The organism is Pseudomonas sp. EU05-FHT14B02 (assembly GCF_058791055.1).
This window is the reverse complement of the sequence record NZ_JBYTDD010000031.1, coordinates 48,505-74,924: the sequence shown is the minus strand read 5'-3', so window position 1 is coordinate 74,924 and position 26,420 is coordinate 48,505. Positions and strand designations below refer to the sequence as shown.

At 57.2% G+C, this 26,420-nt stretch carries 28 protein-coding genes; 13 read left to right on the top strand and 15 right to left on the bottom strand.

The genetic code is table 11. The features are described from left to right. Nucleotides 1-219 precede the first annotated feature (219 nt). Complete coding sequence (gene fnr / locus AC3WTM_RS24255) at nt 220-966, top strand: fumarate/nitrate reduction transcriptional regulator Fnr (protein WP_102670223.1); 747 nt, start codon at nt 220-222, stop codon at nt 964-966. Here the strand turns inward: fnr and AC3WTM_RS24250 are convergent. Further along, complete coding sequence (locus tag AC3WTM_RS24250; protein WP_102670224.1) at nt 923-1,279, bottom strand: helix-hairpin-helix domain-containing protein; 357 nt, start codon at nt 1,277-1,279, stop codon at nt 923-925. The two genes, fnr and AC3WTM_RS24250, sit on opposite strands and share 44 nt — an antisense overlap. Further along, the gene (locus AC3WTM_RS24245) at nt 1,276-1,935 is read right to left on the bottom strand and encodes a c-type cytochrome (protein ID WP_102670286.1); all 660 of its coding nucleotides are present in this window, start codon (nt 1,933-1,935) and stop codon (nt 1,276-1,278) included. The genes AC3WTM_RS24250 and AC3WTM_RS24245 overlap by 4 nt, the downstream gene beginning before the upstream one ends. 238 nt (nt 1,936-2,173) lie before the next feature. Between AC3WTM_RS24245 and AC3WTM_RS24240 the strand changes: the two genes are divergently transcribed. Next, nucleotides 2,174-3,541, top strand: coding sequence for an erythromycin esterase family protein (locus AC3WTM_RS24240; protein WP_102670225.1), 1,368 nt, complete (start codon nt 2,174-2,176; stop codon nt 3,539-3,541). Here AC3WTM_RS24240 and AC3WTM_RS24235 read toward each other — a convergent pair. The 3 genes from AC3WTM_RS24235 to AC3WTM_RS24225 are packed head-to-tail and all read right to left on the bottom strand — an operon-like array spanning nt 3,523 to nt 5,866. Continuing rightward, nucleotides 3,523-4,218 carry a dienelactone hydrolase family protein gene (locus AC3WTM_RS24235; protein WP_102670226.1) on the bottom strand — a complete coding sequence of 232 codons (696 nt, stop codon included), beginning with the start codon at nt 4,216-4,218 and terminating at the stop codon, nt 3,523-3,525. The genes AC3WTM_RS24240 and AC3WTM_RS24235 overlap by 19 nt on opposite strands. Beyond that, a complete protein-coding gene (locus AC3WTM_RS24230; RefSeq protein WP_102670227.1) occupies nt 4,211-4,915 on the bottom strand; it encodes a phosphoribosyltransferase in 705 nt (234 codons plus the stop codon). The genes AC3WTM_RS24235 and AC3WTM_RS24230 overlap by 8 nt, the downstream gene beginning before the upstream one ends. Before the next feature lie 60 nt (nt 4,916-4,975). Next, nucleotides 4,976-5,866: a universal stress protein gene (locus AC3WTM_RS24225; protein ID WP_102670228.1), complete on the bottom strand. Its 891-nt coding sequence runs from the start codon at nt 5,864-5,866 to the stop codon at nt 4,976-4,978. A gap of 405 nt (nt 5,867-6,271) precedes the next feature. On the opposite strand from AC3WTM_RS24225, the gene AC3WTM_RS24220 reads away from it, so the two are divergent. Together AC3WTM_RS24220 and AC3WTM_RS24215 are read left to right on the top strand one after the other, a co-directional pair. Then, nucleotides 6,272-6,838: a phosphoribosyltransferase family protein gene (locus tag AC3WTM_RS24220; RefSeq protein WP_102670229.1), complete on the top strand. Its 567-nt coding sequence runs from the start codon at nt 6,272-6,274 to the stop codon at nt 6,836-6,838. A 120-nt stretch (nt 6,839-6,958) separates the two neighbouring features. Further along, nucleotides 6,959-7,936: a ribose-phosphate diphosphokinase gene (locus AC3WTM_RS24215; RefSeq protein ID WP_102670230.1), complete on the top strand. Its 978-nt coding sequence runs from the start codon at nt 6,959-6,961 to the stop codon at nt 7,934-7,936. Nucleotides 7,937-8,147: 211 nt separating this feature from the next. On the opposite strand, the gene AC3WTM_RS24210 is transcribed toward AC3WTM_RS24215, so the two are convergent. After that, a complete protein-coding gene (locus tag AC3WTM_RS24210; RefSeq protein ID WP_102670231.1) occupies nt 8,148-9,035 on the bottom strand; it encodes a universal stress protein in 888 nt (295 codons plus the stop codon). A gap of 201 nt (nt 9,036-9,236) precedes the next feature. On the opposite strand from AC3WTM_RS24210, the gene AC3WTM_RS24205 reads away from it, so the two are divergent. Continuing rightward, on the top strand, nt 9,237-10,289 hold the full coding sequence (locus AC3WTM_RS24205; protein ID WP_102670232.1) for a phosphotransferase: 1,053 nt from the start codon (nt 9,237-9,239) through the stop codon (nt 10,287-10,289). A 21-nt stretch (nt 10,290-10,310) separates the two neighbouring features. Here AC3WTM_RS24205 and groL read toward each other — a convergent pair whose 3' ends face one another. Then, complete coding sequence (groL, locus tag AC3WTM_RS24200; protein ID WP_102670233.1) at nt 10,311-11,927, bottom strand: chaperonin GroEL; 1,617 nt, start codon at nt 11,925-11,927, stop codon at nt 10,311-10,313. A gap of 607 nt (nt 11,928-12,534) precedes the next feature. Here groL and AC3WTM_RS24195 point away from each other — a divergent pair. Continuing rightward, nucleotides 12,535-13,077: an Hsp20/alpha crystallin family protein gene (locus AC3WTM_RS24195; protein WP_102670234.1), complete on the top strand. Its 543-nt coding sequence runs from the start codon at nt 12,535-12,537 to the stop codon at nt 13,075-13,077. Nucleotides 13,078-13,125: 48 nt separating this feature from the next. Here AC3WTM_RS24195 and AC3WTM_RS24190 read toward each other — a convergent pair whose 3' ends face one another. The 3 genes from AC3WTM_RS24190 to AC3WTM_RS24180 all read right to left on the bottom strand — a co-directional run bounded on the left by AC3WTM_RS24190 (nt 13,126) and on the right by AC3WTM_RS24180 (nt 15,865). Continuing rightward, entirely contained in the window at nt 13,126-14,514 is a 1,389-nt protein-coding gene (locus AC3WTM_RS24190; RefSeq protein WP_256585972.1) for an MBL fold metallo-hydrolase RNA specificity domain-containing protein, read from the bottom strand. Nucleotides 14,515-14,610: 96 nt separating this feature from the next. Further along, nucleotides 14,611-15,531, bottom strand: coding sequence for a universal stress protein (locus AC3WTM_RS24185; protein ID WP_102670236.1), 921 nt, complete (start codon nt 15,529-15,531; stop codon nt 14,611-14,613). Nucleotides 15,532-15,610: 79 nt separating this feature from the next. Next, complete coding sequence (locus tag AC3WTM_RS24180) at nt 15,611-15,865, bottom strand: Lpp/OprI family alanine-zipper lipoprotein (protein WP_102670237.1); 255 nt, start codon at nt 15,863-15,865, stop codon at nt 15,611-15,613. Between the two features lie 313 nt (nt 15,866-16,178). Here AC3WTM_RS24180 and AC3WTM_RS24175 point away from each other — a divergent pair, with 313 nt between their 5' ends. From AC3WTM_RS24175 to AC3WTM_RS24165, 3 genes are all read left to right on the top strand, one after another. Further along, complete coding sequence (locus tag AC3WTM_RS24175) at nt 16,179-16,604, top strand: potassium channel family protein (RefSeq protein ID WP_102670238.1); 426 nt, start codon at nt 16,179-16,181, stop codon at nt 16,602-16,604. A 193-nt stretch (nt 16,605-16,797) separates the two neighbouring features. Further along, a complete protein-coding gene (locus AC3WTM_RS24170) occupies nt 16,798-17,541 on the top strand; it encodes a cyclic nucleotide-binding domain-containing protein (protein WP_102670239.1) in 744 nt (247 codons plus the stop codon). 22 nt (nt 17,542-17,563) lie between these two features. Continuing rightward, nucleotides 17,564-18,547: a zinc-dependent alcohol dehydrogenase family protein gene (locus tag AC3WTM_RS24165; RefSeq protein ID WP_102670240.1), complete on the top strand. Its 984-nt coding sequence runs from the start codon at nt 17,564-17,566 to the stop codon at nt 18,545-18,547. Here AC3WTM_RS24165 and AC3WTM_RS24160 read toward each other — a convergent pair. Further along, nucleotides 18,537-19,448: a universal stress protein gene (locus AC3WTM_RS24160; protein ID WP_102670241.1), complete on the bottom strand. Its 912-nt coding sequence runs from the start codon at nt 19,446-19,448 to the stop codon at nt 18,537-18,539. The two genes, AC3WTM_RS24165 and AC3WTM_RS24160, sit on opposite strands and share 11 nt — an antisense overlap. Before the next feature lie 221 nt (nt 19,449-19,669). Here AC3WTM_RS24160 and AC3WTM_RS24155 point away from each other — a divergent pair, with 221 nt between their 5' ends. Then, nucleotides 19,670-20,233, top strand: a complete 564-nt coding sequence (locus AC3WTM_RS24155; RefSeq protein ID WP_102670242.1) for a GNAT family N-acetyltransferase — start codon at nt 19,670-19,672, stop codon at nt 20,231-20,233. Nucleotides 20,234-20,286: 53 nt separating this feature from the next. On the opposite strand, the gene AC3WTM_RS24150 is transcribed toward AC3WTM_RS24155, so the two are convergent. From AC3WTM_RS24150 to AC3WTM_RS24135, 4 genes are all read right to left on the bottom strand, one after another. Then, nucleotides 20,287-21,210, bottom strand: coding sequence for a universal stress protein (locus AC3WTM_RS24150; protein ID WP_102670243.1), 924 nt, complete (start codon nt 21,208-21,210; stop codon nt 20,287-20,289). Nucleotides 21,211-21,314: 104 nt separating this feature from the next. Beyond that, entirely contained in the window at nt 21,315-22,553 is a 1,239-nt protein-coding gene (locus tag AC3WTM_RS24145) for an MgtC/SapB family protein (protein WP_102670244.1), read from the bottom strand. A 45-nt stretch (nt 22,554-22,598) separates the two neighbouring features. Continuing rightward, a complete protein-coding gene (locus tag AC3WTM_RS24140; protein WP_102670245.1) occupies nt 22,599-22,841 on the bottom strand; it encodes a hypothetical protein in 243 nt (80 codons plus the stop codon). A 40-nt stretch (nt 22,842-22,881) separates the two neighbouring features. Further along, complete coding sequence (locus AC3WTM_RS24135; RefSeq protein WP_102670246.1) at nt 22,882-23,955, bottom strand: NAD(P)-dependent alcohol dehydrogenase; 1,074 nt, start codon at nt 23,953-23,955, stop codon at nt 22,882-22,884. A 272-nt stretch (nt 23,956-24,227) separates the two neighbouring features. On the opposite strand from AC3WTM_RS24135, the gene AC3WTM_RS24130 reads away from it, so the two are divergent. The 3 genes from AC3WTM_RS24130 to AC3WTM_RS24120 all read left to right on the top strand — a co-directional run bounded on the left by AC3WTM_RS24130 (nt 24,228) and on the right by AC3WTM_RS24120 (nt 26,388). Beyond that, nucleotides 24,228-25,148: a universal stress protein gene (locus AC3WTM_RS24130; protein ID WP_102670247.1), complete on the top strand. Its 921-nt coding sequence runs from the start codon at nt 24,228-24,230 to the stop codon at nt 25,146-25,148. A 48-nt stretch (nt 25,149-25,196) separates the two neighbouring features. Further along, the gene (locus tag AC3WTM_RS24125) at nt 25,197-26,102 is read left to right on the top strand and encodes an amino acid ABC transporter substrate-binding protein (RefSeq protein WP_102670248.1); all 906 of its coding nucleotides are present in this window, start codon (nt 25,197-25,199) and stop codon (nt 26,100-26,102) included. A gap of 172 nt (nt 26,103-26,274) precedes the next feature. Next, nucleotides 26,275-26,388 (top strand): GDCCVxC domain-containing (seleno)protein, encoded by a 114-nt coding sequence (locus tag AC3WTM_RS24120; protein ID WP_492574082.1) that lies wholly within the window; start codon nt 26,275-26,277, stop codon nt 26,386-26,388. Nucleotides 26,389-26,420: the final 32 nt, after the last annotated feature.

Here is a 26,420-nt window from a genome sequence, read left to right as displayed (position 1 = left end):
TCAATTTTGAAAGTCTGGTGCACTTGCGACTTGATCTACATCAAGTCCCGGAGCCCGTGTTCAAGCTGAATCAACACACACCTTTCGCAATGGCCGCGAAAGTGACGCAGGCGTTATGAAGTTATCCGTTCGTCTGGTTTTAAGGCTGCAGACGCGTAGCAAAATAAAATTTCGACCTGCAGCGCTATTCTTAACCTATCAATCCGGAGCATTGGGACCATGGCTCAATCCAAACCGTTTCAGAATCACTCACTGAAAACGGCCTGCTCCAATTGCAGTGTGTTGGAGCTATGTCTGCCGCTTGGACTGACCGTTAGCGAAATACAATGTTTAGATACCTTGATCGTGCAGCGCTACAGGGTCAAAAAAGGTGCTGCCCTCTATCGAGCGGGCGATCCTTTCCGTTCGCTCTACGCGGTGCGGATCGGCTCGTTCAAGACCAGCCTGCTCTCGGTCGACGGTCGTGAACAGGTCACGGGTTTCCAGATGCCCGGCGAGATGCTCGGGCTGGACGCCATCAGCACTGATAGCCATACCTGTAATGCATTCGCTCTGGAAGACAGCGAAGTCTGTCCCATCCACTTCTTGCAACTGGAAAGACTGGCCCGGGAAATGCCCTCCCTGCAGCACAACCTGAACAAGATCCTCAGTCGGGAAATCGTGCGCGACCACGACATGCTGATGATGCTGGGCAACATGAATTCGGATGAACGCCTGGCCGCCTTCCTGTTGAACCTCTCGCGCCGGTTGAATATGCGTGGGTATTCCTCCAGGTCCTTTGTGCTGAAAATGCGCCGCGAGGAAATCGGCTCCTACCTGGGCCTGCGCCTGGAAACCATCTGCCGGGGCATAGCGCATCTGCGTGACCGGGGACTGGTAGAGGTCACCGGCCGCGACGTCAAGATACTTGATATGGATGAGCTCAAGAAAATGGTCGCAGGCTGTCACAAGTTCGCCACGCTGTGACCTTTTGAGCAACATGGGACTGCCTGTCGTCGTATTCAGGTAACAAACACGCCAGCGTCTTGAGTTGAGCCTCATCGCCTGCAACCGCGATCGGTAACTGGGCCAGTCCGTGAGGCAAGGTGGCGCGCAACGGTTGATGCAAGGCGCCATCGCCCCAGGTGACGATTTCGCCGGTGAACGCCCTTAGCGTACGCGCCGCATTACGATACGCCCGGATCCGGAAGGGGTTGGCGTCCTCTAGCTCAAGCAGGTCGGCAAATCCGTCGAAAATCGCCGCGATCGCGTCGTTGCCGTCCGCCTGTCCAGCGATCATTGCCTGGCCCCGAGTGTCGCCATGTACTGCGCGACGGATTCGGCATCCGCCTGAGACAATGCATGATCCACCTGTTTTATCGGGGCTCCGTGGGGGCGCTGGACGCTTTGCTGAAGCAGCAGGATCTGGCGAACCATATACATTGCATGCTGACCCGCCACCCGTGGAACTTTCCCGTTGCCCTGGCCATCCGCACCGTGGCAGGCGCTGCATGCAGCGATGCCCGTCTGCGGTAAGCCCTGGCGGAAGATCGATTCACCGCGCGTATCCGGCGTATCGGTTTGCGCCTTCATTGCACTCTGGCTCGAAAAATACTCGGCCAGTTCGACGATCTGAGTCCCGGTCAAACGGGTCAATCCCCCCATGTACCGATTACCGGGTGCATTGCTACGCCTATGTTGTGTGAAGTCGGTCAGCTGTGACGTCAAATAGTCTTTTTGCTGGCCCGCCAATTTTGGAACCTTCGGCGAGACAGACTCTCCCGTCAGCCCATGGCACAGCGAACACACATTGTCAGCCATGGCGATTGCAGACATCGGTGACGTTTCTTGCGCTGCGTCTTCGTTCGTCCCGGTACAGCCCATGAGCGAGGCCAGGCAAATGGCCAGAATACGAGGTGACCGGTTGTCAGTACGCTGCATGCCCTTAACGTTCATGGCCTGTACCTCCAAGATGGGCTGATCACTATTTTCCCCCGGGGATTGCACCTTCAATTGACAAACCTCAATCAATCCTGCAACGCGCGGTGTAGGAGTAATCAAACAGGCGAAGACAGCAGGCTTGAAGCGTTTACCCGTTGCCTCGAGACCCTGTGCAACTCAGGACGGGTACGCGCCGGGCACGCCCCGAGCGCCCTGCCGTCATCAGCAACCCACCCTTTGGAGGATGAAGTGCATGAACTCTCCTTCGCACAAATTGCTGGAAAAACTTTATGGCCAGCAGCATCACTTTGACACGGCGCACATAGCGCCAGTGCTGCATAAATATGCCGAACCACTGCCGGACCTGGACTCCCCCGCTTTTGGTGACATGTTCGATCGTTATGCCGACGCGCGGGTTGTGATGATCGGCGAGGCGAGCCATGGAACCCGCGATTTCTATCAAACCCGGGCGGCGATTACTCAAAGGCTGATCGAACGGCACGGGTTTAATATCGTCGCGGTAGAAGCAGACTGGCCGGACGCCGGCCATGTCGACCAGTACGTACGGGGGCTGGCGCATACGGCGTGGAAGCGTCACATTTTCAGCCGGTTTCCGACCTGGATGTGGCGTAACAGTGAGGTCAAGGCATTCGCCCACTGGCTGCATCAGTTCAATCACCAACAGGGCCCTGACCGTCGTGTCGAGTTTCGCGGCCTGGACGTCTACAGCTTGCGCAATTCCATTCATGAAGTGCTGGGCTACCTGGACCGGGTCGACCCGCATCTGGCCCAGGAAGCACGGCGGCGCTATGGCTGCTTGACCCCATGGCAGGATGACCCTGCGCTGTACGGCCATTTCGTCGAGCGTGGCGGTGTAATGCCCTGTGAACAACCCGTCATCGAACAGCTCAATGTCATGCTCGCGGAACAACTGGCCGGGCTTATCCGCAACGACGAAGCGTTCTTCAACGCGACGCAGAACGCCCGGGTGGTAATGGCGGCGGAACAGTATTACCGCGCGATCTATCGAGGGTCGACGGCCTCCTGGAACCTGCGGGACCGGCACATGTTCGATACCTTGCGCGCACTGCTCGAACACCGGGGCCCGCAAGCCAAGGCCGTGGTTTGGGCACACAACTCCCATATCGGCAATGCGGACGCCACGGAAATGGGCTGGAAGGGGCAGTTCAATATCGGTCAACTGTGCCGTAGCGCCTTCGGGCGCGATGTCGTGCTGATCGGCATGGCCACCGACCGTGGCAAGGTGGCTGCCGCCGATGACTGGGACGGCGAAATGTTGATCAAGGACATTCGCCCCTCCCGGCCAGACAGCTGGGAACATCAGTTCCTCAAGGCCGGGGTTGCAGCATCCTTGACCGACTGGCGAGACCCGCTGAGAAAAGATCTGCGCAAAGCCCTGTCCACGTCCTTGCTGGGACGGGCTATCGGTGTGATATACCGCCCTGAAACCGAGCGGTTCAGTCACTACTTCGAATCGGTGCTGGCGGAACAATTCGATGCCATGATCTGGATCGAGCAAACCAGGCCGGTCACCGCACTGCCGCTGCCGAAAAGTCAGCAACTGGAAGCGGAAGACGAAACCTATCCGTTTGGCGTGTGAAGATCAGTGCATGCCCCCTCGGGAGTGGGGGCATGCAGGTATTTTTCAAACCAGTCGCCAGCGAGTCTGGCGACTTCCTCCAAGGTGCCGGGTTCTTCGAAAAGATGAGTGGCGCCTTCCACCACTTCCAGTCGTTGCTCGCAGCGCAGGGCCCGGCTGCTCTGGCGATTCAAGCCCAGCACCACCGGGTCCTGTGCTCCGACAACCTGCAAGGTCGGCGCTTTCACCCGGAACAGCGCCGGTCCGGCCAGGTCGGTCCGCCCACCCCTACTGACCACTGCCCCGACTACTTGCGCGCACTCCGCTGCCGCCACCAGTGCCGCGGCAGCGCCGATACTGGCGCCGAACAGACCGATGCGCAGCGAGCGTAATTCGCGGTTGCGACCGACCCAGTCGATCACATCGGTCAACCGTCTGGCCAACAGGGGAATATTGAAACGCAGCTCTCCGGACAGATTATCCAGGCGTTGCTCCGGCTCCGTTAGCAGGTCAAACAACAGCGAACCCATGCCCCGACGGGCCAGGACATCGGCCACATATTGATTGCGGGGGCTCAAACGACCACTGCCGCTGCCGTGTACGAAGATGACCAAGGCGCGGGCGTTCATCGGCAGACGCAAATCGGCGGACAATTCAACGCTCGGCAGGTCCACGGATCGCGATAAAGGTTCAATCATCGAGATGCTCCGTATGGGACCCGGTCGACGGTTCTTGCTGCCAGGCTCGTTGCATCAGATCGATGACCTCTTCGTCCGAGGTCTGGGGGAAATCCAGGTACCAATAGCCGATCGACATCAGCCACTCAGGGATGAGCGGGCAGATCACTTCGTCCACTTCCATGCGCAAAGTCTCGACCGTTTCCAGGGGCGCAACAGGCACCGCGACTACGATGCGCGATGGTACCTGCGCACGTACCGCGCGGACCGCCGCCATCATGGAGGATCCTGTCGCCAGACCGTCGTCAATCAGGATCACCACCTGGTTCTTGAGTTGCAGTGACGGGCGGTTTCTCCGATAAACCCTTTCACGTCGCAAAAGCTCCTGCGTTTCCCGGGCAACCACGGCTTCGAAATCGGCGCGATCGATCGAGTGCGCGCGAAATGCATCATCATTGAGTATTTGTATCCCGCCACTGGCAATGGCGCCCATGGCGTATTCCGGGTGGGAGGGGACGCCGAGTTTGCGTACCAGCATCAGGTCCAGGCGAACCTTCAGGGCGGTGGCGACTTCATAAGCCACCGGGACACCGCCACGGGGCAAGGCGAGAATGATGACGTCAGGCCTGTTGGCATATTTGAGCAAGGGTTCCACCAGGCGGCGACCAGCCTCGGCACGGTTTGGCAAGGTGGTTTGTAACGAAGGACTGTGAATCACGGAAACCTCCTGCGGCACTGAAGCCTGGCGTTTCGTAACCTGCGGTCGTGGGCACCTGCGCTAAACAGCCAAAATGCTGCAAGGCACCTGATACAGGGTATGTTCGGTGGTGCTGCCCAAGAGTTTGTCCAGGCCATGCGACTGGACCCTGCCCATCACAATCACATCCATCTGTTGCTCATCGCCGAACGCCTGCAGCACTGCAACAGGGTGTCCTTCAATGAAATGCCGCCGCTCAAGAGGCACGCCATGTTGGTCAGCCAGATCGATGAACGATTTTTCACGGCCCTTGCGCAACTGCCTGCCGAGGTCCGATAGCGTCAAGCCCCCGCCACCCATATCACCAAGGAACAGCGTGGAAATGTCGCAGGCGTACAGCAGGTGCAACTCGGCCCCACATTGTATGGCCAGGCTGGACGCCTGCTGGATGATCCGCTCATTGAGTTCGTTGTCCTGCGTCAACATGTTTGAGACATCAATCGCGGCCACAACTTTTCGCGGCAAAGGATGATCACCTTCACCAGGCAGGTAGACCGGTATCGGACAGTGACGCAGCAGACGCCAGTCCAGCGGAGTAAAGAAAGCACGCTTGAGCGCTGATTCGTACTGCACCTGCTTGATCAACAGGTCGGGCTGCATTTCTGCGATGTAATCCTGGATGTCTTGCTGCATGTCATCGGCCCAGGCCGCCAGTCCCGTCACTTCGATGCCCCCGTTACGCAGATGATTCACTTGGTAATTGAGCCAGTCGCGATGGTCTTGCAGGTAACCTTCACGGGCCTTTTCCCGGTCGCCCTCTTCAAGCAGCGACAACAGTTTCCAGGAAGGGATCAAAGCGGCGATGTGCAAGCTGGCACCACTGACCTTGGCCAGGGCGGCGGCATGGCTCATGGCTTGGGACTGGCGCAGGGCCGGGTTGATGATCAGCAATAACCGTCGATACTGGCTCATGATCGGACTCCATGGGGCTTGCACCTTTGTCGATGCCCGCCACGGCGAGCCGTTGTCGTGTTCACCGTGGATCAGGCACCTCTGTCGTAGATTCAGAATCCTCTGTGGAGGTGACCTTGGCGTTGATTTATATCAAGCAAGCAAGGCTTTCACTTGAGGCAACGGCCGTCCATGCGTATCGGCAGACAGGGATTCGCGTTCGTCAGTGGGCTCGACTCTTGATTTGATCGCGATTGATCAATGTCAATCGCGCCAGTGCCAACCGGGCTACATTGGAAAAAACGCACGTGAAAGGGTGCATTGTCCAGAACGCCAAGACTCGCCGGCTACCCAAGGGCGTCATGACCCACATCTGCCGCCGTCTTCGGCAACACATGACCCATGGTTTACGGACAGGAGAAGGCTATGACGATCCTACTGGCAAGTCAGCGGTTGCGCCTGTATGACAGCAATGAACTCGATGACGTACTGCAAACGATGGCGCGCAAGGCCACCACCCTTCTGCCGCCTGCGCACGCCGCATTGATTGGAATCCAGCGTCGGGGTGAGCCTTTGGCTCAACGGTTGCGCCAGTACATTGCGCGCCAGACCGGCCAGCCGGAATTCCCTTTATACCCTCTTCAGGTCAAGCGCTACGCCGACGACCTGCAAGTGCTGCATACCCACACACAACTGACGGAGAACCCGGCGCTAGGCAAGCTGGACCTCGCCAATACCACGTTGCTGGTCGTCGATGACGTGCTGTTCGAAGGCCATTCGCTGCTGCGTACTTGCGCCTATCTGGCACAACTGGGGGCTCACCGGGTCTACACCGCCGTATTGGCCGACCGGCATGTCTGTCAGCAGCCGATCCGGGCCGACATTGTCGGCGTGCATCTGCAAGTCGCCGCCGCCGACATCGTCGAATGTCATGTGCCGCCCTTCGAACAGGACTTTTGTCTTGAGATTGTGCGGCATGGCGCCGCCCGCTGACGGTGTAGCATCAACGGCTGCCGAGTCACTTGGGCTCCAGGCGGTGACGCGGCATAAGGTCGGGCTGATACCGAGCCATTGAGATGATGCACCCTGCCAACCGCCTCAGAGGAGACTTGCATGCTCACCCTGCCCCCGCTTCTTTTTGCGCTGCAAGGCAGCGAACTCTATGCCGCCCGTGTCGCCCAGCGGCTGGGGTGTTCATTGGCTCGGCATGAGGAGCGAGAGTATGAAGACGGCGAGCATAAATGCCGCCCGCTGGACCCGGTAAACGGCCGCGAAGTCGTGGTATTCCATGCCTTGTATGGGGATCAAAGGCAGAGCGCCAACGACAAGCTGTGTCGCCTGCTGTTTTTCTGCAGCGCCCTCAAGGATGCCGGCGCTCGCCAGGTGCAGGTGGTGACGCCCTACCTCTGCTACGGGCGCAAGGATCGTCGCAATCAGCCTCAGGACTCGACCATCACGCGCTACGTGGCGGCGTTTTTTGAAGCCAGTGGCGTGGATCGCCTGATTGCTCTGGACGTACATAATCCGGCCGCGTTCGACAACGCGTTCCGCTTGCCGGCGTGGAACTTGCCCTGCGCCGAACTGTTCGCCGAGCATTTCGCCTCGCAGGTCGGCGACGCGCAAGTGGTGGCCGTCTCCCCAGACTCAGGGGGCACCAAGCGAGCCGAGCAATTTCGTCAGGCCCTGGAGCGGCGACTGGGGCGTTCGGTCGGCAGCGCGCTGATGGAAAAACACCGGGCCCATACCACGCTGACGGGCACTCTCCTGATTGGCGATGTGAGCGGCAAGACAGCCATTGTGTTCGACGACCTGATCAGCACCGGGGAAACGCTCAAGCATGCCGGCCTTGCCTGCCGGAAGGCTGGAGCCGGACGCTTGTTCGCAGCCGCCACCCATGGGTTGTTTACCGCCGGCAGTCAGCTGTTCGACCCGCCGATCTTCGAACACATCGCGATTACCGACACCGTGCCGCCGTTCCGCCTGCCGCCTGACTGTGTCACGCGTCAACTGCACGTACTCGACAGTACGGCCCTGATCGCCACCTTCCTGGCGGAAAATGGAGCATTTGATCGCTCCGAGCCAGGACAATAGGCTACGCAGGGGCTCTTCCCGATATCAGGATGAGCACAGGCGCGTGATTGAAAGTCTTCATCGTTGAGCAACGATAGTGAGGTTCATAAAGTCGTCCAGCCATTAAGATTGGCTGTAGATCCAGATCAAGTCCGGGGGCCGGATCGCACGTTATCCAAGTACGTCGATCCGCAGCCGTTGATCGTCGTCATACCGGGAGGTGGGACGCTTTCTAGACCGCCAATACGCTGCAAGACACCTGATACAGGATATGTTCGGTTGTACTGCCCAACAGCTTCTCCAATCCGTTGTACTGGACTCTGCCCATCACGATGACATCAACCTGATGCTCGCTGGCGAATTCGCTCAGGGCCGAGACGGGATGGCCCAGGACGAAGTGCCGGCGATCGGCGGGCACACCGTAACGACCGGCAAATTCGACGAACGATTTCTCCAGTTTTTTTCGTAGTCCTTTGCTGAGTTTTGACAGCTTCAAACTGCCGCCCAACTCAGCCAGATAGTCTTCTGAAATGTCATGGGCATACAGCAGGTGCAACTGGGCATCGCACTGTATGGCCAGGCTGGAAGCCTGGCGGATGATGCGATCATTCAAATCGTTGTCTGCAGACTCGCCCACGGACGCGTCGACCGCCGCCACGACCTTGCGCGGCAAAGCGTGCCCTGCCCCGCCCACCAGATAAATCGGCACAGCACAGTTGCGCAGCAAGTGCCAGTCCAGCGGGGTGAAGAACGCGCGTTTAAACGCGGATTCTTGCTGAATCTCCTTGATCAATAGATCAGGTTGCAGTTCCGTGACGTAGTCAAGGATGTCTTGCTCCATGTCATCGGCCCATGCGACCTCAGTGGTGACGTTGACGCCTTTGCCGCGCACCATGTTCGCCTGGTCATTGAGCCAGTCGCGATGATTTCCCAGGTAATGTTCCCGAGTCTTTTGCCGGTTGACCTCGTCGATTAGCGACAACAGTTTCAGCGAAGGAATCAAGGCGGCGATATGCAGGCTCGCACCGCTTGCCTTGGCCAACGCTGCCGCCTGGTTGATTGCCGGAGAATGGCCCAAAGCGAGATGCACAATGAGTAACAGCCGTCGATATTGGCTCATGATTGGACTCCGAACAAAGTGGCTTCAGCACTGGCGCAATGCCGAGGCAACCTGTCTGTGCTTCCCGCCGACTGTAGAACCGGATTTGATTTAAATTGCTCCGCCGGATTGTTCCTGACGTTGATAAATATCAAACGAAACGGGACTTGCCTTTCTCATATTGTTGATAGTCCCTGCACGGCTTGAGATGTGGAGGTTCGAATGAGTAACGTGCAAGACGAAGTGATCGCCTTTCTCTCCCGTCCGTCCGCCTACGATGCGTCCAACCAGCCGGTGGAGCGGATCGAGACCCATGGCTCGGTGATTTTTCTGCATGCCGACCGTGCCTATAAACTCAAGCGGGCAGTGAAGTTTGCCGAACTGGACTTTCTCAGCCTGCAAAGCCGTAAAAATGCTTGCCACGCAGAATTGTGGCTCAACCGACGAACAGCGCCGACGCTGTATTTGAGCGTGTGTTCGATCAATCGCCAGTCGGATGGGCGGTTGGTGCTTAACGGTCGTGGACCCGCGGTGGACTGGTTGGTGGTGATGCGCCGCTTCGCTCAGGATCGGCTGTTTGACCGCATGGCCATCACCGGACGTCTGACGGAACCGATGATGGAACAGTTGGGGATTGAGATCGCCCGCTTTCATGCCTGCGCCCGAATCACCCCTTCCTTCGGACGCATCCAGGACCTGTATGAGGAAGTCGAGAAAAACCATCGGGAAATGTCTCGCTATTGCGCAATACTCGACAGCGCGAAAGTCAACTCGATTGCTCATGCCTCAAGGAAACTGCTGGCGTCGTTGACCGGCTGCCTCGAAGAGCGGCGCCGTGACGGCCGCGTACGTCGCTGCCACGGCGATCTGCGCCTGGCCAATATCTGCCTGCTCGACGGGCAGCCGACACTCTTCGACGGCATTGAGTTCAGTGAGCGGATCGCCTGCATTGATGTGCTGTACGACCTGGCATTTGTGCTGATGGACCTGCAACACCACGAACTCAACAGGCTGGGAGCACGGCTTTTGGCCAGTTACATCAACCACAGTGCCTGGAAGGAAGACTGCCAACCCTTGGCGCTTTTCCTTTCACTGCGTGCCGCCACGCGCTGTTTCTCCCTCGCAGGTGCAGCCCAACGTCACGCAGATCCGGCCAAGCGATATGAGAAAAAACAAAGAGCCATCTTGCTGATGCAGCAGGCACTCAGTTACTTGCACGGCGAAAACCCGATCCTCAATCACCTGGCATTGGCCGAGGCAGCCCCCTATACATGAGCGCGGCCCAAGACGGGCTCGTCATTCAGGAAAAGGAGGCTGGGTGGGTGATTCCTTTTCCGGAATATCGGTCATGGTCGCTTCCGTCAGCAACAGAATACTGGCGACTGAAACAGCATTTTCGAGGGCAATACGCACCACTTTGGTCGGATCAATGATGCCAGCTTCGTACATGTCTACATAGCTGTTGGCCGACGCATCGAACCCCGTATTGCCGGGTTCTGCGAGCATGCGCGCAACCACCACGCCGGCGTCCACTGCCGAGTTTTCAGCGATGAGTCTGGCCGGGGCTTCGAGCGCCCTGCGAAGAATTTGCAGACCCGTCCTGGCATCGCCCTCATAACGGGCTTCTTCGGCCGCAATAATGGGAACGGCCTTGAGCAGCGCGAGCCCGCCGCCCGGAACAATGCCTTCGGCAATCGCTGCCCGGGTCGCCGAAATGGCATCATCCAGCGCATCCTTACGAGCCTTCATTTCGACTTCGGAAGGCGCCCCCACCCGAATCACCGCCACACCTCCAGACAGCCTGGCGAGTCGTTCCTGGAGTTTTTCCCGGTCGTAATCGCTCGTGGTGCTGTCCATTTGCGTACGAATCTGTTGCAGACGCGCCTCAATGGCCTCCCGTGTGCCTGCCCCACCAATCAACGCCGTGCTGTCTTTTTGCACCACAACGCGGTGCGCACGTCCAAGCTGGCCCAACTCCACCTGCTCCAACGTGATGCCCAAATCGTTGGAGACCACCGTTGCCCCTGTTAGCACAGCCATGTCCTGAAGCATTTCCTTACGCCGATCACCAAAGCCCGGCGCCTTGATCGCCACCGCTCGCAGGATGCCGCGAATCTGGTTGACGACCAGCGTGGTCAATGCCTCGCCTTCAATGTCATCTGCGATCAAGGCCAGGGGTTGACCGCTTTTGGCAATGAGTTCAAGCAACGGAAGCAAGTCTTTGAGTGCACCGATCTTATGGTCACAGAGCAGCAAGTACGCATCATCGAGTTCAACCAGCATTTTCTCGGCGTCAGTGACGAAATACGGTGAGACATAACCGCGGTCAAACCGCATTCCTTCCATGACCTCGACCACGGTTTCGGTGGTCTTGGACTCCTCGACGCTGACGACGCCTTCAACGCCGACCTTTTCCAACGCGTCTGCCACCAATTGACCGATGACCGCGTCGTTATGCGCCGACAGGGTGGCAACCTGAGCCTTTTCCTTGGGCGTGCTGACGGGGCGCGACTGGGCGGCGAGTGATTCCACGACCAACGTCAACCCGCGATCCAGGCCGCGCTTGAGGTCGATCGCACTGGCGCCCGCGACAACGTTGCGAATGCCTTCGGCCAGGATGGCATGGGCCAGCACCGTTGCGGTGCTGGTGCCATCCCCTACCGCGTCGCCTGTGCGCTCGGCGGCCTGTCGCAGCATTTGCGCACCCAGGTTTTCCTCGGGGTCTTGCAGGTCAACGCGTTTGGCGATCGTCACTCCGTCATTGCAGACCGTCGGGTTGCCCCATTTGTTTTGAATCAAAACCGATTTTGATTTCGGACCCAGCGTCACGCGAACGGCGTCCGCCAACTGCGTGGCACCACTGAGGATTTTCTCGCGAGCCGCAGCACGAAACACGATTTTACTGTGAGCCATCTGGGTGCACTCCTCGCCACTTGTATCACCAACACTATTGGAATGCTTCTATGGAACGGCTGATTCCATGTTGACTTTTATCAACAAAAACACAGGGGCAACCCGCCCTCCTTCCACCTGTCGCCTGAGGGTGACCGACTGGCGGATCGCGCCTTGGAATTGACAAAAACAATCCCGGTGCAAAGAGACCGAATCCCAATAAAGTCATGAAATCCAAGCTCCAGTCACAGGGTGAATCGAGCGGCCCAAAGATTTTGATATCGGCACTGCGCGAAGCAGTCGAAATCCGATCGGCCAAACGCGGTCATGCTATACGCCCAAGTCAAACTGTTAAGCGCAAGACACTTGGTCTGAATACGCCGGACAGCCCGCATTCTCTGATTTAAATCAAACAGGTTTTGTGTGTTCACGCATAAATTGGAATCAGCATCCTCACCATGGATTCGGTCAAATGGGACTGTTGATCGGGAAGGCAAGAGCCTTGCTCGATCGATGTTTTGTTCCCACGTTAGCCGTGTGAATCCAGAGCCCGTGATGCGTTTTTCAGGGCAGACTCATGTACCGGATGTTTTTCAGCTTGCCTTTTAACCAAGAGGAGTCATGAAAAATGAGCAATTCCGTGAAAAAAATGCCGATTAAAAACGAAGACAAAGCTATCCAGCACCCAGTGTCGACAGACTTTTGGCGGCCACTGGAAAAACTGCGGCAACAGGTTGATCACCTATTCGAAGATTTCAATCGCGGCTCCAGCCTGTCACCTTTCAGCCGAGGGCTGTTCGATGTCGAACCATACTGGCACCGGGAATTTTTCAGTCATCGTATGCCAGCCGTAGACATCACAGAGAAAGACAAGAGCTTTGAAATCACCGCCGAGCTGCCCGGCATGGATCAGACGAACATTGAGATCAAGCTGTCCAATGGCAGTTTGATCATCAAGGGGGAAAAGAAAGAGAACAAAGAAGAAAAAAAGAAAGGTTATCACCTCAGCGAGCGTCACTACGGTTCCTTTGAGCGAGTGTTCAACCTGCCCAAAGACGTGGATGCCGAGAAGATTGAAGCGAGTTTCAGTAAAGGCGTGCTGTGTATCTCACTGCCGAAAAAGCCCGAAGCCATGAAATCGGATAAGGTCGTGCCGATCAAGGCCAACTGATGCTGGCAAAACTGCCCCCCTGCCGAGAAATCAGCCGGGGGGCTTTTTTCATTCTTGCCTGATTTCTGAGGCATCGATGCCGGAGAGTTCGACGCTATCGCGATACTCCGGCACCGAAACCGACCACCCCAACTCCAGGCTGATGCGACGGCGCAGAACATCCGACGCGTTAGGTTCCCCATGCACCACGAAGGTGTGTTTTGGAGGGCGCTTGAACCCGCGCAACCACTGCATGATTTCATCGGCATCAGCGTGTGCGGACAAGGTTTGCATCGGCACGACCTCAGCCCGGATCGGCACATCCTTACCGTGGATACGCACAGAAGGAGCCCCCGCGACAATTTGTGCGCCACGGGTACCACCGGCCTGAAAACCGGGCATCAGCAGCGTGTTGATTGGATTGGGGGCCAGTGCCTTGAGGTGATGGACCACCCGCCCTCCGGTCGCCATGCCACTGGCGGCGATGATCACCGCTGGGGTGCCTCGCTGATCGAGCTCTCTCGAATCCTGGACGGTCCGTACGAACTGCGCCACATGGCACATACCTTCGCAGTCCTCCAGAGATAACCTGTGCTCGCTACGAAAGCGCTGGTACAGAGACGTGACGTCGGTGGCCATCGGGCTGTTCAGGTAGATTGGAATATCGGGAATCGCCCTTTTCCGTTTCAGTTGATACAAGTGATACATCAACAGTTGGGCACGTCCTACCGCGAACGATGGCACCAGCGTAATTCCTCGGCGCAGCGTAGTACGGGTGATCACCTCAGCCAATTGCTCCTGCGGCAACTCGACTGGATGTTGACGATCACCATAGGTGGACTCCACCAGCAGGTAATCCGCCTGCTCGACGGTTTCCGGAGCGAACATCAAAGGATCCTCAGGTCGCCCCAAATCTCCGGAGAAGACCAGGGTCATGCCACCGGCAATCACCTCCACCGTTGCCGCACCCAGGATATGCCCGGCGCATCGAAGCTCAATGGTCATGTCCGAGACAATTTCAACCTTGTGGTGCAGCTCCACCGGCTGCAAGAGTTTTAGTGCTTGTTCGGCATCTTGTTCAGTGTAAAGCGGCAACGCCGGGCTGTGCTTTGAGAAGCCATGCCGATTGGCAAACTCGGCCTCTTCTTCCTGCAATCGGCCACTGTCCAGCAGCAGGATTTTCACCAGCTCACAGGTCGCTGGCGTGGCGTAAACCGGGCCGCGATAACCATTGCGCACCAGTACGGGCAGATAGCCACTGTGATCGAGATGGGCATGGGTCAGCACAATCGCATCCAGGTCGCTGACCGGGAGCTGAAACGGATCCCGGTTGTGTAATCGCAGTTGCTTGTAGCCCTGGAACAGACCGCAATCGATCAGCACATGTTGGTTACGATGTTCCAGCAGGTACTTACTGCCCGTGACCGTACCCGCAGCACCCAGAAACGTGATTCGCATGGTCGTTTCCTTGAACATTCAGGGGAGTGCTATTGATCGCTCCTTTTGGTTAACGGCCAGTTGATTTTTATCAACCGCAGGCTCGACAGTGCCCCGTCAATCAAGTGGGGGCAATGGTTTGACGATCATCAAACTGCACGGTGCCCGGTTCAACACACTCTCAGCAGTACCTCCAATAAACGGGTCATTGCCGTGGTGATAGACGGTACCCAACACCACCATGTCAAAAGCATTCCGTTGCGCGAAGCGTACGATGACCTTGTGGGGGATGCCCGTCAGTGAATGTCGGTGCGTATCTTTGATGCAATAGCGCTCAGCAAGCGTATCGAATGCCTCTTGCTGGGTATCCTGGATCGCGTCCCTCAAACTGTCATCAAGACTCTCTATCGGCACACTCAGTGGCGCATCGCTCATGACTGACCAATGGCTGACGTTAAGTAAGTGCAACTGAGCACCGCAACTGGCCGCCAGAGTAGATGCCAGGTCAAGTATTCGATCATTTAAACCCTGAGTCAGCTCTTCCAGATGGGACAGGTCGATCGCCGCGAGAATTTTCAAGGGTTTTGGGTTATTGGCGTTGGTAACCAGGTGCAGGTGGGTCGGACACTCACGTAACAATCGCCAGTCCACAGGCCGGTGAAAGGCTCGGTCGAGTGCCGGTACATAATGGGTATCCTTGATGACCAGATCCGGAACAAAGTCATTCACGTACTCCAGCAGGTGCGCCAGGCTCGACCGGGCCCAGACCACTTCAGTGGTCACCTGTATGCCGTTGCATCGTTGAAACCGGGCTTGTTGCTCCAGCCAATGCCGGTGCACCTGGAGATAACCTTCCCGTGCCTGGGCCATCGCATCGTGGTCAAGCAGACCGGCTACAGCAAGCGCCGGGACATAATCAAACGCGACGATGTGCAATAACGCTCCCGTTGCACAAGCCAAGGCTCGTGCACGCTCAAACGCCGGGGTAACGGTCATTTCGCTTGGGGCTATCAATAGAATGCGTTTGAGTTTGAGCATCACATGCCTCTCCCTGAAACCATTTACCTGCCTGATTGCAAGCCCGATCTCCTTTCATCGGGCCTGAGGCAACCACTTGTTACTTGCGATTCGCTTTCTCCAGCATCCGTCTGGCTCGTTCGTTCGCCTCATCGGCGGTACTTTGCGCCTGTGCGGCCGCCGCCATTGCCTGCTCAGCCTTTATGAACGCCTCATCGGCCCTGAGTCGTGCCGTTGCAGCATTGTTTTCGGCGGACTCCAAACGAGCGTCGATCTCCTGCGCATACTTATGACTGCAACCGGCAGTCGTCACCAGCAGAATGCCCAGCAATGCAACGGATAAGCACTTGCTCATGATCTTCACCCTCGGACTATCGCAACGAGAAACCTCGTTGTTCGAGTATCTTGCCTAACCCGGCGGGAACTATGATTTTTATCAACTAAATCGTTGGCTATTGCTGGCAACGCACTTCCTTTCGGCTCATGAAACCATTGTTGATTTACCTCAACGACTTTCCTGTTCTCAGGCGTAGAAAAACACAGACAGGCCATCACAATTCGCCATAACGATCGGACCTCACAGAGGAGGTCATCGTGAGCGACTTGAGCCTGCGTAAACCCAGTCTGGAATAATCCGAATTCCAGCCCGCCACCGCTGGAGATCCGCCATGCTGGCAGTCGCGTTGATCAATACGTTGGTGGTCATAATCGTCGTAGTGATCCATTACGAATGTCTGCTACGCCTTAATGATTGGCTACCCCGGCTCAAGCTGTGGAGCCGCTTTAGAATTGTCGTCGGGGTATTCGGCGCACTGCTGGCCCACGCAACTGAGGTCTGGTGCTTCGCGTTGGTCTACTACCTGATGGTGCACTCTGGTAGTTGGGGTAGCCTGACGGGTAACTTCGACGGTTCGCTGATGGACTGCGTTTACTTTTCCTTCACGACGTACACGACGATCGGCTTCGGCGATATTTCGCCGGTGGGCCACCTCAAATACTTGACCGGCCTGCAGGCCCTGACCGGGCTGGTACTCATCACCTGGACTGCATCTTTTCTGTTTCTGGAGATGCAGAAGTACTGGAGGCGAAAATAATCCCCTTCTCCACCCATATCAGATTCAATTGTCGACCGCTAAAAGCAGGCTATAGATAAGCGGTCCGACACCTCAACCGACGGGGAGGTTCTTTCCCCGTTCGTCTCTTACATCCCCAATAAGTTGTATCTAGTGATTATCAGAGCTGTTTGAGCGCCTATGCTTACTCCAGTTATACGGGGGCATACAGATAATGTCTGAAGCCAAGCCGCCTCAAAGTCACTACCTTAAGTCTGCATGTGCCAACTGCAGCGTGTTGGAGTTGTGCCTACCGCTTGGCCTGACTGGTGTGGAAATCGAGCGTCTGGACACACTGATCATGCAACGACTTAAGGTCAAAAAAGGCGCAGCTCTCTACCGCGCAGGCGATCCGCTGCGCTCGCTTTATGCCGTCCGAGTCGGTTCGTTCAAGACCAGCGTGCTTTCGATCGATGGTCGCGAGCAAGTCACGGGATTTCAGATTCCTGGTGAAATGCTCGGTCTGGACGCCATCAGCACCGATCTGTATGCCTGTAATGCCGTTGCACTGGAGGACAGCGAGGTCTGCCCCATTCATTTCACGCACCTGGAAAAACTTGCCCGAGAACTGCCTTCGTTGCAGCACAACCTGAACAAAATCCTCAGCCGTGAAATCGTTCGCGATCACGACATGCTGATGATGCACGGCGCCATGAACTCGGATGAACGCCTGGCCGCTTTTTTGTTGAATATGTCGCAACGTTTGAATACGCGGGGTTATTCGTCCAGCAGCTTCGTGCTGAAAATGCGTCGGGAGGAAATCGGCTCCTACCTGGGTCTGCGCCTCGAAACCATCTGCCGGGGCATCGCGCACCTGCGTGACCTGGGACTCGTGCAAATAACCGGACGCGAAGTCAACATTCAGAACATGGATGGGCTCAAGCAACTGATCGAGGGATGCCATCGTCACCTGAGGTGACACCTGCCCCTGGAGAGTCTTCATGCGTGCCATGGTCCTGCATCGTCCCGGCCAACCATTACAACCCGAAGAGCGCCCTATACCCACGCCTGGCTCACAGCAATTGTTGATCAAGGTCCTGGCCTGCGGTGTGTGCCGCACCGATCTGCACCTGGTGGATGGCGAGCTGCCCCAAGCGCGACTGCCGCGGGTGCCGGGACATGAAATTGTCGGCGAAGTCTCGGCAGTCGGTGCCGACGTCGCGCCCGAGTGGATCGGTCGGCGGGTGGGCGTTCCCTGGCTGGGCTGGACCTGTGGACACTGCGTGTTCTGCCGCTCGGGCCGAGAGAACCTTTGCGATAAAGCCCGCTTCACCGGTTGCCATCTGGACGGAGGTTATGCCGAGTACACCATCGCCGACGCACGGTTTTGCTTTCCGATACCCGAAGCGCTTTCCGATGCGCAGGCTGCTCCGTTGCTGTGTGCCGGCCTGATTGGCTTTCGAGCCCTGCAAATGGCCAAGGGCGCCCACCATCTGGGCCTTTATGGTTTTGGTGCCGCGGCACATTTGGCCATCCAGGTCGCTCGTGCACGCGGACAGATTGTATATGCCTTCACCCGTCCAGATGACAGCGAGGGCCAGGCTTATGCCCGTTCATTGGGCGCCGAATGGGCCGGACCTTCGGATCAGCCGCCGCCGCACCTGCTCGACGCCAGTCTTATTTTCGCCCCGGTCGGGGCGCTGGTGCCGCTGGCACTGGCCGTCACCGTCAAGGGGGGCTGCGTGGTTTGCGCCGGTATTCACATGAGCGACATTCCAACCTTTCCCTATCGCCTTTTGTGGGGCGAGCGCAGTATTCGATCGGTGGCCAATCTGACCCGCGACGACGGCACGGCATTTTTCGAGGAGTTGCAGCACACACCGGTACACAGCGACGTCACCTGTTTTGCCCTCGACGATGCCAATCAGGCACTGGAACGATTGCGAACCGGGCAATTCAACGGTGCAATCGTGCTCATCCCCTGACGTGCTGCCTGACCGCCAGAATGCTCCCCGGAACCGAGTACAACGCCCGCTCTGTATTGCTGCCGATCAGCCGGTCGATCCCTACCCTGTGCACAGCGCCCATCACTACAACATCGGCCAAATACTCTTCGACAAATCCACTGATCACCGGCACCGGCAGCCCCATGACGAAATGGCGTCGTTCAGGCGGCACGCCGTACCGCTCCGCCAGTGTAACAAACGCCTGGTGCAAGGATTGACGTATCTCCTCGATGAAGTCCACGCCCCAACCGCCACCGGCCAGCGGGGCGTCGCTGTTGAAAACAGGCGACAAATCATAGGCGTACAGCAAGTGCAGCGGCGCATCGCATTGCAGAGCCAGGACATTGGCGGTCTGGATGATGGTGTCGTTCAAACCGCTGATTTGTGTCGACGGATCGAACGGGTCCACTGCGGCCACGATCCGATGCGGCAAGCTGTAACGGACTTGATTGACCAGGTGCGTAGGGACCGGGCACTCACGCAACAAGTGACAATCGAGCGGGGTAATGAAAACTCGCTTGAGCACTGGTTCCAGGGCGACATCCTTGATCAACAGGTCAGGCTTGAGATCTTCGACTGTCTTCAAAATGTCCAGCAGCGGATGGGTAGTGAAAATGGCCTTGACCGTCACATCCAGCCCCAGGTCGCTGAGCCGATCGAGCTCTTCGGTCTCCCAACGGCGGTAGCGATGCAGATAGCGCTGCTGCTCTGCGTCGTCGATTTTTTCCTCCCACAAATGAACCACCGGCACCGGCTCTACAAAGGCCCGCACATCCAGAACTGCCCCGGCTGCCTTGGCTAACGCAACGGCACGCTGCATGGCGGGAGACTGCTGCAGGCTTTGATCGACGATCAACAGCAACCGTTGATATTGACTCATCACACACCTCCGTTCGACCCCGGTCTCACATGCCGGCATGCTTAAACACTGCGCGCTGAAACCTCATGCGGGTTGATTTACATCAAATACACACGCATTGATGCCCCCAACACCAGTCTCTGATCCAAATCAAATTCCAGCGCAGACAGCAGCGTAAAAAGGAACCAAACGTGGCTTTGTGCCGCCCGATCACCTTTTAAACCGCACTGGAGGAACACCTCATGCTCACCATTAAAGAACACAATGATCGGGCTGCGGCAGCCTACGCCAAGGTCGACGGTCAATACTGGATCGAGGCGCTCAGGGACGGCCGCCACGTGCTGATTCGGCCACTGACGGAAACGGATCGCGACCGTGAATATGCTTTCATCAAACGGTTGTCTCCCGAATCCCGGCACATGCGTTTTCTCGCGCAGATCAACGAGCCTAGCGCTGAGATGCTCAACCAGTTGATGGATACCGACAATAAACAGCGCGTGGCCTACGTCGCCCTGGTCCACGACAACGGTCAACTGATCGAGATCGGCATCAGCCGCTACGCGGCTACCGGGGAACATGAATGTGAATGCGCCGTCACGGTCGCCGATGAATGGACGCACCTGGGCCTGGGCACATTGCTGATGGAGCATCTGATCAAGGCCGCCCGCCGGAACGGGTATCGCCAGATGTATTCGGTGGACGCTGCCAGCAATGTCCCGATGCGCGACCTGGCTAAGGCACTGCACTTCGAGAGACACAATGATCCTGATGACACCCGTCAGGTCATCCATCGTCTTTACCTGTAAAAAATCGCCCCGCAATGTTCCGGCCAACGGTCCATTGCGGGGCGATCCAGGCCTCAGGACTGCAGCATTCGCCCCGGCTTTATCGCCAGGACACTGCACGGCGCCCTATGCAAGAGTTGCTCGGCCGTGGTGCCTAAAAGTTTGCTCAAACCCTTGTGTTTCACCGTGCCCATGACGATGACATCTGTGCCGTGGTCGGCGGTGAATTCACAAATACTCGGCACCGGTGCACCTTCGATGAAGTGCCGATGTTCTGGAGGCACGCCGTGGCGTTCAGCAATAGCCGCAAACGTCTCATGCTGAGTTGTCCCTAACCTTTCATATATCGCGGTGGCCAGCGGCAATGCGCCGAAGCCCATGTCCTGGGCGTATACAGCCGTCCAGTCATACACATGCAGCAGTTCAAGACTGGCATCACAAACCGCCGCCAGTTTCGCCGCAGCGTCGATAATCTGATCGTTAAACACACGGTCCTGATCCTCATCGCGCAGCACATCAATAATCGCCAGTACGTTACGTGGCCGAGGATTTAGAGGCGTGGTCACCAGATGCACCGGCACCGGACACTCACGCAGCAGTTGCCAATCCAGCGGCTCGAAAAACACGCGCTTGAGCAACGACTCTTCCTGGGCGTCCTTGATAATCAGTGTCAGCGGCATCTCGTGGATAAAGTGCAGGATCTCCTCGTACGGATGCTGTACCCATACCACCTCGCTGGTGACCTCGACACCATGCTTGCTCATCAATCCGGCCTGATCCGCGAGCCATTGGCTATGGGTTTTCAGATAGCCGTCCCGGGCCACGCTGAATTGTTCCGGAGCGAACATCCCTGCTACCGCCAAGGCCTCTGAATAGTCGAACGCCACGATGTGCAACGGCAAATGCATCGCCAGCGCCAACGCCGCGGCCCGGTCGAATGCCGGGGTACGATTCATGGCAGAAGGGGCGATCAAGAGTAAACGTTGAGTCTGCGACATGGGACACCTCGGCACGCGGCCATTTCAATCCAGTAGTAGAACTACAGATTGATTGCCAGCTGTTCTGACCACTTGATTTTTATCAGTTATGCGTGCGATTTCCATCAGGACACCCCCATGCCCGCCCACATCGCCAGCGTCAGCAACACCTGGCCCGGAATCACGTAGGCGGCGAACCGTCGCCCACCGCTGACCCACGCCACCACGCATTTACTGATGGAGTTGCTGCTGATCGCAATCAGCACCGGGCCGACAATGGCATCGAATGACAGCTGGCCGGACTTGGCCAAACTGGCAATCGACGCCGTCGAGGCATGCGCATCGGCAAAACCGGTGAACATGGCCGTCAGCATTACCCCCACCTGGCCGAAATGACTGAGCATCATGGACGAAACAAAAGTGATGCCGGTCATGGCTAAGGTGACGATCAGGGCCAGTTTGAGGTTGAACGCGCCGCCGACCTTGATCGGCTGGTTGGCGCTGGTCGCCGGTTTGGGGAACATTAGAAATAAGCCATATAGCGCTGCTGCAATAGCGCCGCCTATCAGAGGCCCCCACATGTGGCGTAGAAAACCGGGGTCGACCGTCCCCAGGATCAGACCGACCTGAGTGACGGTGGCCATATTGGACAATATCGCTGCCGCGCTCAGTACTTTCGTGTTCTCGGGTTGCCGCGCGACGAGGTGGCCCATCGCAGCAATCGTCACGGTGCTGGAGGCAAAACCGGAGGCAATGGCGCTGATTGCGTAACCGTAACGGGTGCCCAGGGTACGAACAGCAATATGCCCAATTGCCCCCACTGCCATTAGCAATACGGTCAGTGTGCAAATGGTACGCAAATTGATGGCAGTGTAGGGGCCGATAAAACGGTCCGGCGCCAGGGGCAACACGACCAGCGCTGCGGTCAGCAGGATCAGCCCGTCACCCAGCTCGGCATCGGTCAATTGACTGCGGGCGAAATAGTGCAACTTCTGTCGATAGGCCAGCAGCCCCGCGATCGCCACGCCGATGGCAATCGCCAGCGTAGGTCTTGAGCCACACAGCCCACCCAGCACCAAGACACTGAGCAACGCTACTTCACTGGTCACACCGGGGTCATCGCCCAAGCTCCGCCAGTACGCTACGGTGACCAACACCCCCAAGATGATCGCGACGATGCTTATCAGCAGGTTGCCACCGAGCTGCATCGCCACATAACCCAACAATGCCGTGATCGCGTACGTCCGCAAACCGGCACAAGCACGGGTCTCCTCCTGCCCCTTGTGCCGTTCGCGTTCAAGGCCGATGAGCATGCCAATCCCCAGCGCAGCAGCCGCACCCGCCATCCCGAATGTTTCGTTCATTGGGTTCTCATCGGCATGAGTCCCGCCCATTGCTGGCCCACATCGTTACTTAACGAGGTCGGCACGAGCCTGTTCGTCCTTGAGGTAGGCCGTTCGATGGTCAGGCATCAGTCTGGTATAGGCTGCTCGGCCCAAGGGCATCGGCCAAGCATGCGGAGCTTCGATTCGTGCCTTGAGTTGGTCAACGAAAGCCTGTGCTTTGCTTAGGCTATGGAATTTCACTTCCAGGGCATCCATGTGCACGACCCAGCAATGGCTTGTCGGACTCTGCGTGATATCAATGATCATAGATACCTCCGTTCGACGTCGAAATTCGCCCCGCACACCCTTACGGCGTAATCGCAACCTTCATCACTCCGTCCCGTTGGTGGGCAAACAACTCATAAGCCGCCTCGATATCATCGAGTTTGAAATGATGAGTCACCAGCGGCGAAAGGTCCACGCCACCGCTCTGCACCACCGCCATCAAGCGGCGCATGCGTTCCTTGCCACCGGGGCACAGGGTGGTAACGATGCTGTAGTCGCCCAACCCGGCGGAAAAGGCATCGAGGGGAATTCGTAGATCGCTGGAGTACACACCGAGGCTGGATAGTCGGCCACCCGGACGCAATACCCGCAGCGCGGATTCGAACGTCCCCTGTGTCCCCAATGCTTCGATGGACACATCGACACCCCGACCATCGGTCAGGGCCATGATCTGATCGACCACGTTACCATCCTTGAAGTTGACGACATGAGTCGCGCCCAATCGTCGCGCGACGTCCATCCGCTCAGCCACGGTATCGACGCCAATGATCTTCGTCGCGCCTTTAAGTCGTGCACCCGCTACCGCACACAGGCCAATTGGTCCAAGGGCAAACACGGCAACCGTATCGCCGATGCTCACCTCGCCCCGCTCAGCCCCGGAAAAACCGGTGGACATGATGTCTGGGCACATCAACACCTGCTCGTCACTGAGCCCGTCGGGAATCGGGCACAAATTGGCAATGGCGTCTGGTACCAGCACGTACTCGGCCTGGCAGCCATCGATAATGTTGCCAAATTTCCAGCCCCCAATGGCCCGGAAACCATGGCGGGTATCTGGTCCATCCTGGGAGGCGCAACCACACAGGCAGGCATAACTTTGTCCACTAGGCGTGATGGCTCCGGCAATCACCCGCTGCCCTTCGACAAAACCGCGCACCTGCGAACCTAGACGCTCAATGATGCCTACCGGCTCGTGGCCAACGGTCAGGCCTTTGGCTACCGGATATTCACCACGCAGGATATGCACGTCGGTGCCGCAAATAGTCGTGGTGGTGATACGGATCAATGCGTCCTGGGGCCCGACTTCAGGAATAGGTTTTTCTTCCAGCACGATCCGGTTCTGTTCAACGAAAACTGCCGCTTTCATGGTTGCCATGGCGATCCCTTCTTTGCCGCACGTAAGTCAAAGCTCAGCACGAGTTCAAAGACTGCGCCGGAGTGACGGACGAAAGATTGATAATGGTCAACAATTTCGTCACTGGACGAGACCCGAGCAACCGCACGTCGGGCCACATCATCTCTCCTCATTCCATTTGACAAATATCAACCTCCTCGCCCTGGCTCGAAGCAGCATAAGTACAAGGCTTCACTGCCCAACACTGCAGCCATTGCAGCAAGAGATTGGCGATTACCTGCCGGAGATCTGACATGTCTGATCAATCACGTTTCATGCTGATCGTCTCGCCGTTGATGGAGAACAGTCCCGCCTTCGACCGGGCTGCCGCACTGGCCAAGGCCTCGGACGCGGCACTGCACATCGTAGCGTTCGATTACCTCGAAGGGTTGGCGACTGCTGGAATGGTCAACGAACAAGCACGGGAACAAATGCGTTTGGGCTATGTTGAGCGCCATCGCCAATGGCTTGAAGACCAAGCTAGACCGTTGCGCAAAATCGGGGTTCACGTCACCACTGAAGTGGTCTGGGTGGAGAGGCCTTTGCCGGAAATCCTCATTCATCTCAAAGAACAGCCGATGGCTGTATTGATCAAGGCGCTAGAAAACGAGTCTCTGCTGTCACGCCTGATGTTCACCCCATTAGATATCCACCTGCTGCGCGAATGCCCCGTTCCGCTGCATTTTGTCAGTCATATGCACCACGCATTGCCGCGCAAAATCGTCGCTGCTGTCGACCCTTTTCATTGTGATGACCAATACGAAGGTTTCAACGACAGGATTCTGCGCGAAGCATCCAAACTGGCCACCACCTGCAATGCCGAGCTCGACGTAGTCTACGCCCATGACCTTTCATCCATCAGCGCAGATGAATGCGGCTTCAGTAATGGCTCTGCATTTTTTTCTTCGAGCAAAGCCAAGACCCTGTTCGACGCTCAAGCCGACGCGTTCCGCAAGCTTTCGGAGCGCAACGGAATTGCGCCGGAGCGCCAGCACATGATCATGGGCAATCCGGCCAAGGTGCTTTGCAGCTATGCCGGGAGTTATGACACTGATGTCATTGTCATGGGGCGCGTAGGTCATCGCGCCATGGAGCGGTTGGTCGGCAGCACTGTGGAACATCTGCTGTACAAGATGCCATGTAGCGTGTGGGTAGTTTCGCCAGAAGTAATTTGAACGATGGACAATCGCTGATCAATTCAAATACGTGACGGGAGAATGAGAATGAGCGCTCAACCGACCAAAGCCGCCAATCTGCTTCTTGTCTGCCTGCTTTCCCTGGCACCTGCAATCGCCGGAGCCGACACTCTTGAACGGGTGCGCAACAGTAATTCAGTGGTTCTGGGGTATGTGCCTGACTTCGCACCGTTCAGTACCCAGGCGGGTGACAAGGCCAGCGGATATGCAATCGACCTCTGTCAGGACATATTCAACACAATAAAAACCGAGTTGAACCTGCCCTCATTACAAGTTCGTTATCAGCCAGTTCAATTGGGCGAAGAAATCAGCGCCGTCAGTACTGGAAAAGTCGACATTCTCTGCACACCGACACCCGTAACACTGGAGCGTCGCAAAACAGTCAGCTACTCAATTCCAGTCTACACAGCCGGCCTATCGGCCGTAGTCAACAAAAAAGCGTCTAACGCGCTGCTCAAGGTTCTGAACGGTGATGTGGCCAAAACCGGCCCGACCTGGCGCACAGACATCAATCGCGCATTGGCCAACATGACTTATGCCACGATCGCTGGCGGTGTCACCGAACAGTGGATAAATCAACAAATGCGAGCCTTAGGGGTGGTCGCCACGCTCGTCACGGTGCAAGACACTGCCGCGGGTCTCCAGCGTGTTGCCGATGGCAAGGCAGATGTTTTCTTCGCCGAGCGCACGATGCTTAAACATGACCTCGCCGACCAATACGCCACCGGGAATCTTGTACTGCTCGATCGCATTTTTGAGTACGCAACGACCTCAATGATGGTCGATCGGGACGATGAAAACTTCCGGCTACTGGTCGATGGCGCGCTAAGCGAAATGTACCGTAGTGGTGCAATTGAACAGGCATACGACAAACATTTAGGGGGTGTCAGCGACACATCCCGGATGTTGTTCAAGCTCTATGCCCTACCTTGATTGAAGAAGCGTCGCCATACGCCAACTGCTGATCGCCGCCCTCGCCGCCCAGACCATCGTCGCGCTGGCGGCTCCAGCGGAAACCATCAGGCCAGACGGTCAGGAAATGACCTGTTGGCCTGTTCGATCACGGTCAAGAGACCGCGGGAGAAGTTGCGCGGTGTGAGTACCCTTGAGGTCGATTCTGCTGCGCCCGAACCCTGGTGACTGCTGTGTGTTCTGTTCGTTTGGCACGATGAGGTCCCCTCCGTTCCATGAGCAGCACGGATGCAGTGGTACGGATTGACCCCGGTTTTTTCGGTTTATCAAACGCCCTCT

Excerpts from the sequence above, each read along its gene's own strand:
- fnr (WP_102670223.1), top strand. The coding sequence starts at position 220 with ATGGCTCAATCCAAACCGTTTCAGAATCACTCACTGAAAACGGCCTGC.
- AC3WTM_RS24250 (WP_102670224.1), bottom strand. The coding sequence starts at position 1,279 with ATGATCGCTGGACAGGCGGACGGCAACGACGCGATCGCGGCGATTTTC.
- AC3WTM_RS24245 (WP_102670286.1), bottom strand. The coding sequence starts at position 1,935 with ATGAACGTTAAGGGCATGCAGCGTACTGACAACCGGTCACCTCGTATT.
- AC3WTM_RS24240 (WP_102670225.1), top strand. The coding sequence starts at position 2,174 with ATGAACTCTCCTTCGCACAAATTGCTGGAAAAACTTTATGGCCAGCAG.
- AC3WTM_RS24235 (WP_102670226.1), bottom strand. The coding sequence starts at position 4,218 with ATGATTGAACCTTTATCGCGATCCGTGGACCTGCCGAGCGTTGAATTG.
- AC3WTM_RS24225 (WP_102670228.1), bottom strand. The coding sequence starts at position 5,866 with ATGAGCCAGTATCGACGGTTATTGCTGATCATCAACCCGGCCCTGCGC.
- AC3WTM_RS24220 (WP_102670229.1), top strand. The coding sequence starts at position 6,272 with ATGACGATCCTACTGGCAAGTCAGCGGTTGCGCCTGTATGACAGCAAT.
- AC3WTM_RS24215 (WP_102670230.1), top strand. The coding sequence starts at position 6,959 with ATGCTCACCCTGCCCCCGCTTCTTTTTGCGCTGCAAGGCAGCGAACTC.
- AC3WTM_RS24210 (WP_102670231.1), bottom strand. The coding sequence starts at position 9,035 with ATGAGCCAATATCGACGGCTGTTACTCATTGTGCATCTCGCTTTGGGC.
- AC3WTM_RS24205 (WP_102670232.1), top strand. The coding sequence starts at position 9,237 with ATGAGTAACGTGCAAGACGAAGTGATCGCCTTTCTCTCCCGTCCGTCC.
- groL (WP_102670233.1), bottom strand. The coding sequence starts at position 11,927 with ATGGCTCACAGTAAAATCGTGTTTCGTGCTGCGGCTCGCGAGAAAATC.
- AC3WTM_RS24195 (WP_102670234.1), top strand. The coding sequence starts at position 12,535 with ATGAGCAATTCCGTGAAAAAAATGCCGATTAAAAACGAAGACAAAGCT.
- AC3WTM_RS24190 (WP_256585972.1), bottom strand. The coding sequence starts at position 14,514 with ATGCGAATCACGTTTCTGGGTGCTGCGGGTACGGTCACGGGCAGTAAG.
- AC3WTM_RS24185 (WP_102670236.1), bottom strand. The coding sequence starts at position 15,531 with ATGCTCAAACTCAAACGCATTCTATTGATAGCCCCAAGCGAAATGACC.
- AC3WTM_RS24180 (WP_102670237.1), bottom strand. The coding sequence starts at position 15,865 with ATGAGCAAGTGCTTATCCGTTGCATTGCTGGGCATTCTGCTGGTGACG.
- AC3WTM_RS24175 (WP_102670238.1), top strand. The coding sequence starts at position 16,179 with ATGCTGGCAGTCGCGTTGATCAATACGTTGGTGGTCATAATCGTCGTA.
- AC3WTM_RS24170 (WP_102670239.1), top strand. The coding sequence starts at position 16,798 with ATGTCTGAAGCCAAGCCGCCTCAAAGTCACTACCTTAAGTCTGCATGT.
- AC3WTM_RS24165 (WP_102670240.1), top strand. The coding sequence starts at position 17,564 with ATGCGTGCCATGGTCCTGCATCGTCCCGGCCAACCATTACAACCCGAA.
- AC3WTM_RS24160 (WP_102670241.1), bottom strand. The coding sequence starts at position 19,448 with ATGAGTCAATATCAACGGTTGCTGTTGATCGTCGATCAAAGCCTGCAG.
- AC3WTM_RS24155 (WP_102670242.1), top strand. The coding sequence starts at position 19,670 with ATGCTCACCATTAAAGAACACAATGATCGGGCTGCGGCAGCCTACGCC.
- AC3WTM_RS24150 (WP_102670243.1), bottom strand. The coding sequence starts at position 21,210 with ATGTCGCAGACTCAACGTTTACTCTTGATCGCCCCTTCTGCCATGAAT.
- AC3WTM_RS24145 (WP_102670244.1), bottom strand. The coding sequence starts at position 22,553 with ATGAACGAAACATTCGGGATGGCGGGTGCGGCTGCTGCGCTGGGGATT.
- AC3WTM_RS24140 (WP_102670245.1), bottom strand. The coding sequence starts at position 22,841 with ATGATCATTGATATCACGCAGAGTCCGACAAGCCATTGCTGGGTCGTG.
- AC3WTM_RS24135 (WP_102670246.1), bottom strand. The coding sequence starts at position 23,955 with ATGGCAACCATGAAAGCGGCAGTTTTCGTTGAACAGAACCGGATCGTG.
- AC3WTM_RS24130 (WP_102670247.1), top strand. The coding sequence starts at position 24,228 with ATGTCTGATCAATCACGTTTCATGCTGATCGTCTCGCCGTTGATGGAG.
- AC3WTM_RS24125 (WP_102670248.1), top strand. The coding sequence starts at position 25,197 with ATGAGCGCTCAACCGACCAAAGCCGCCAATCTGCTTCTTGTCTGCCTG.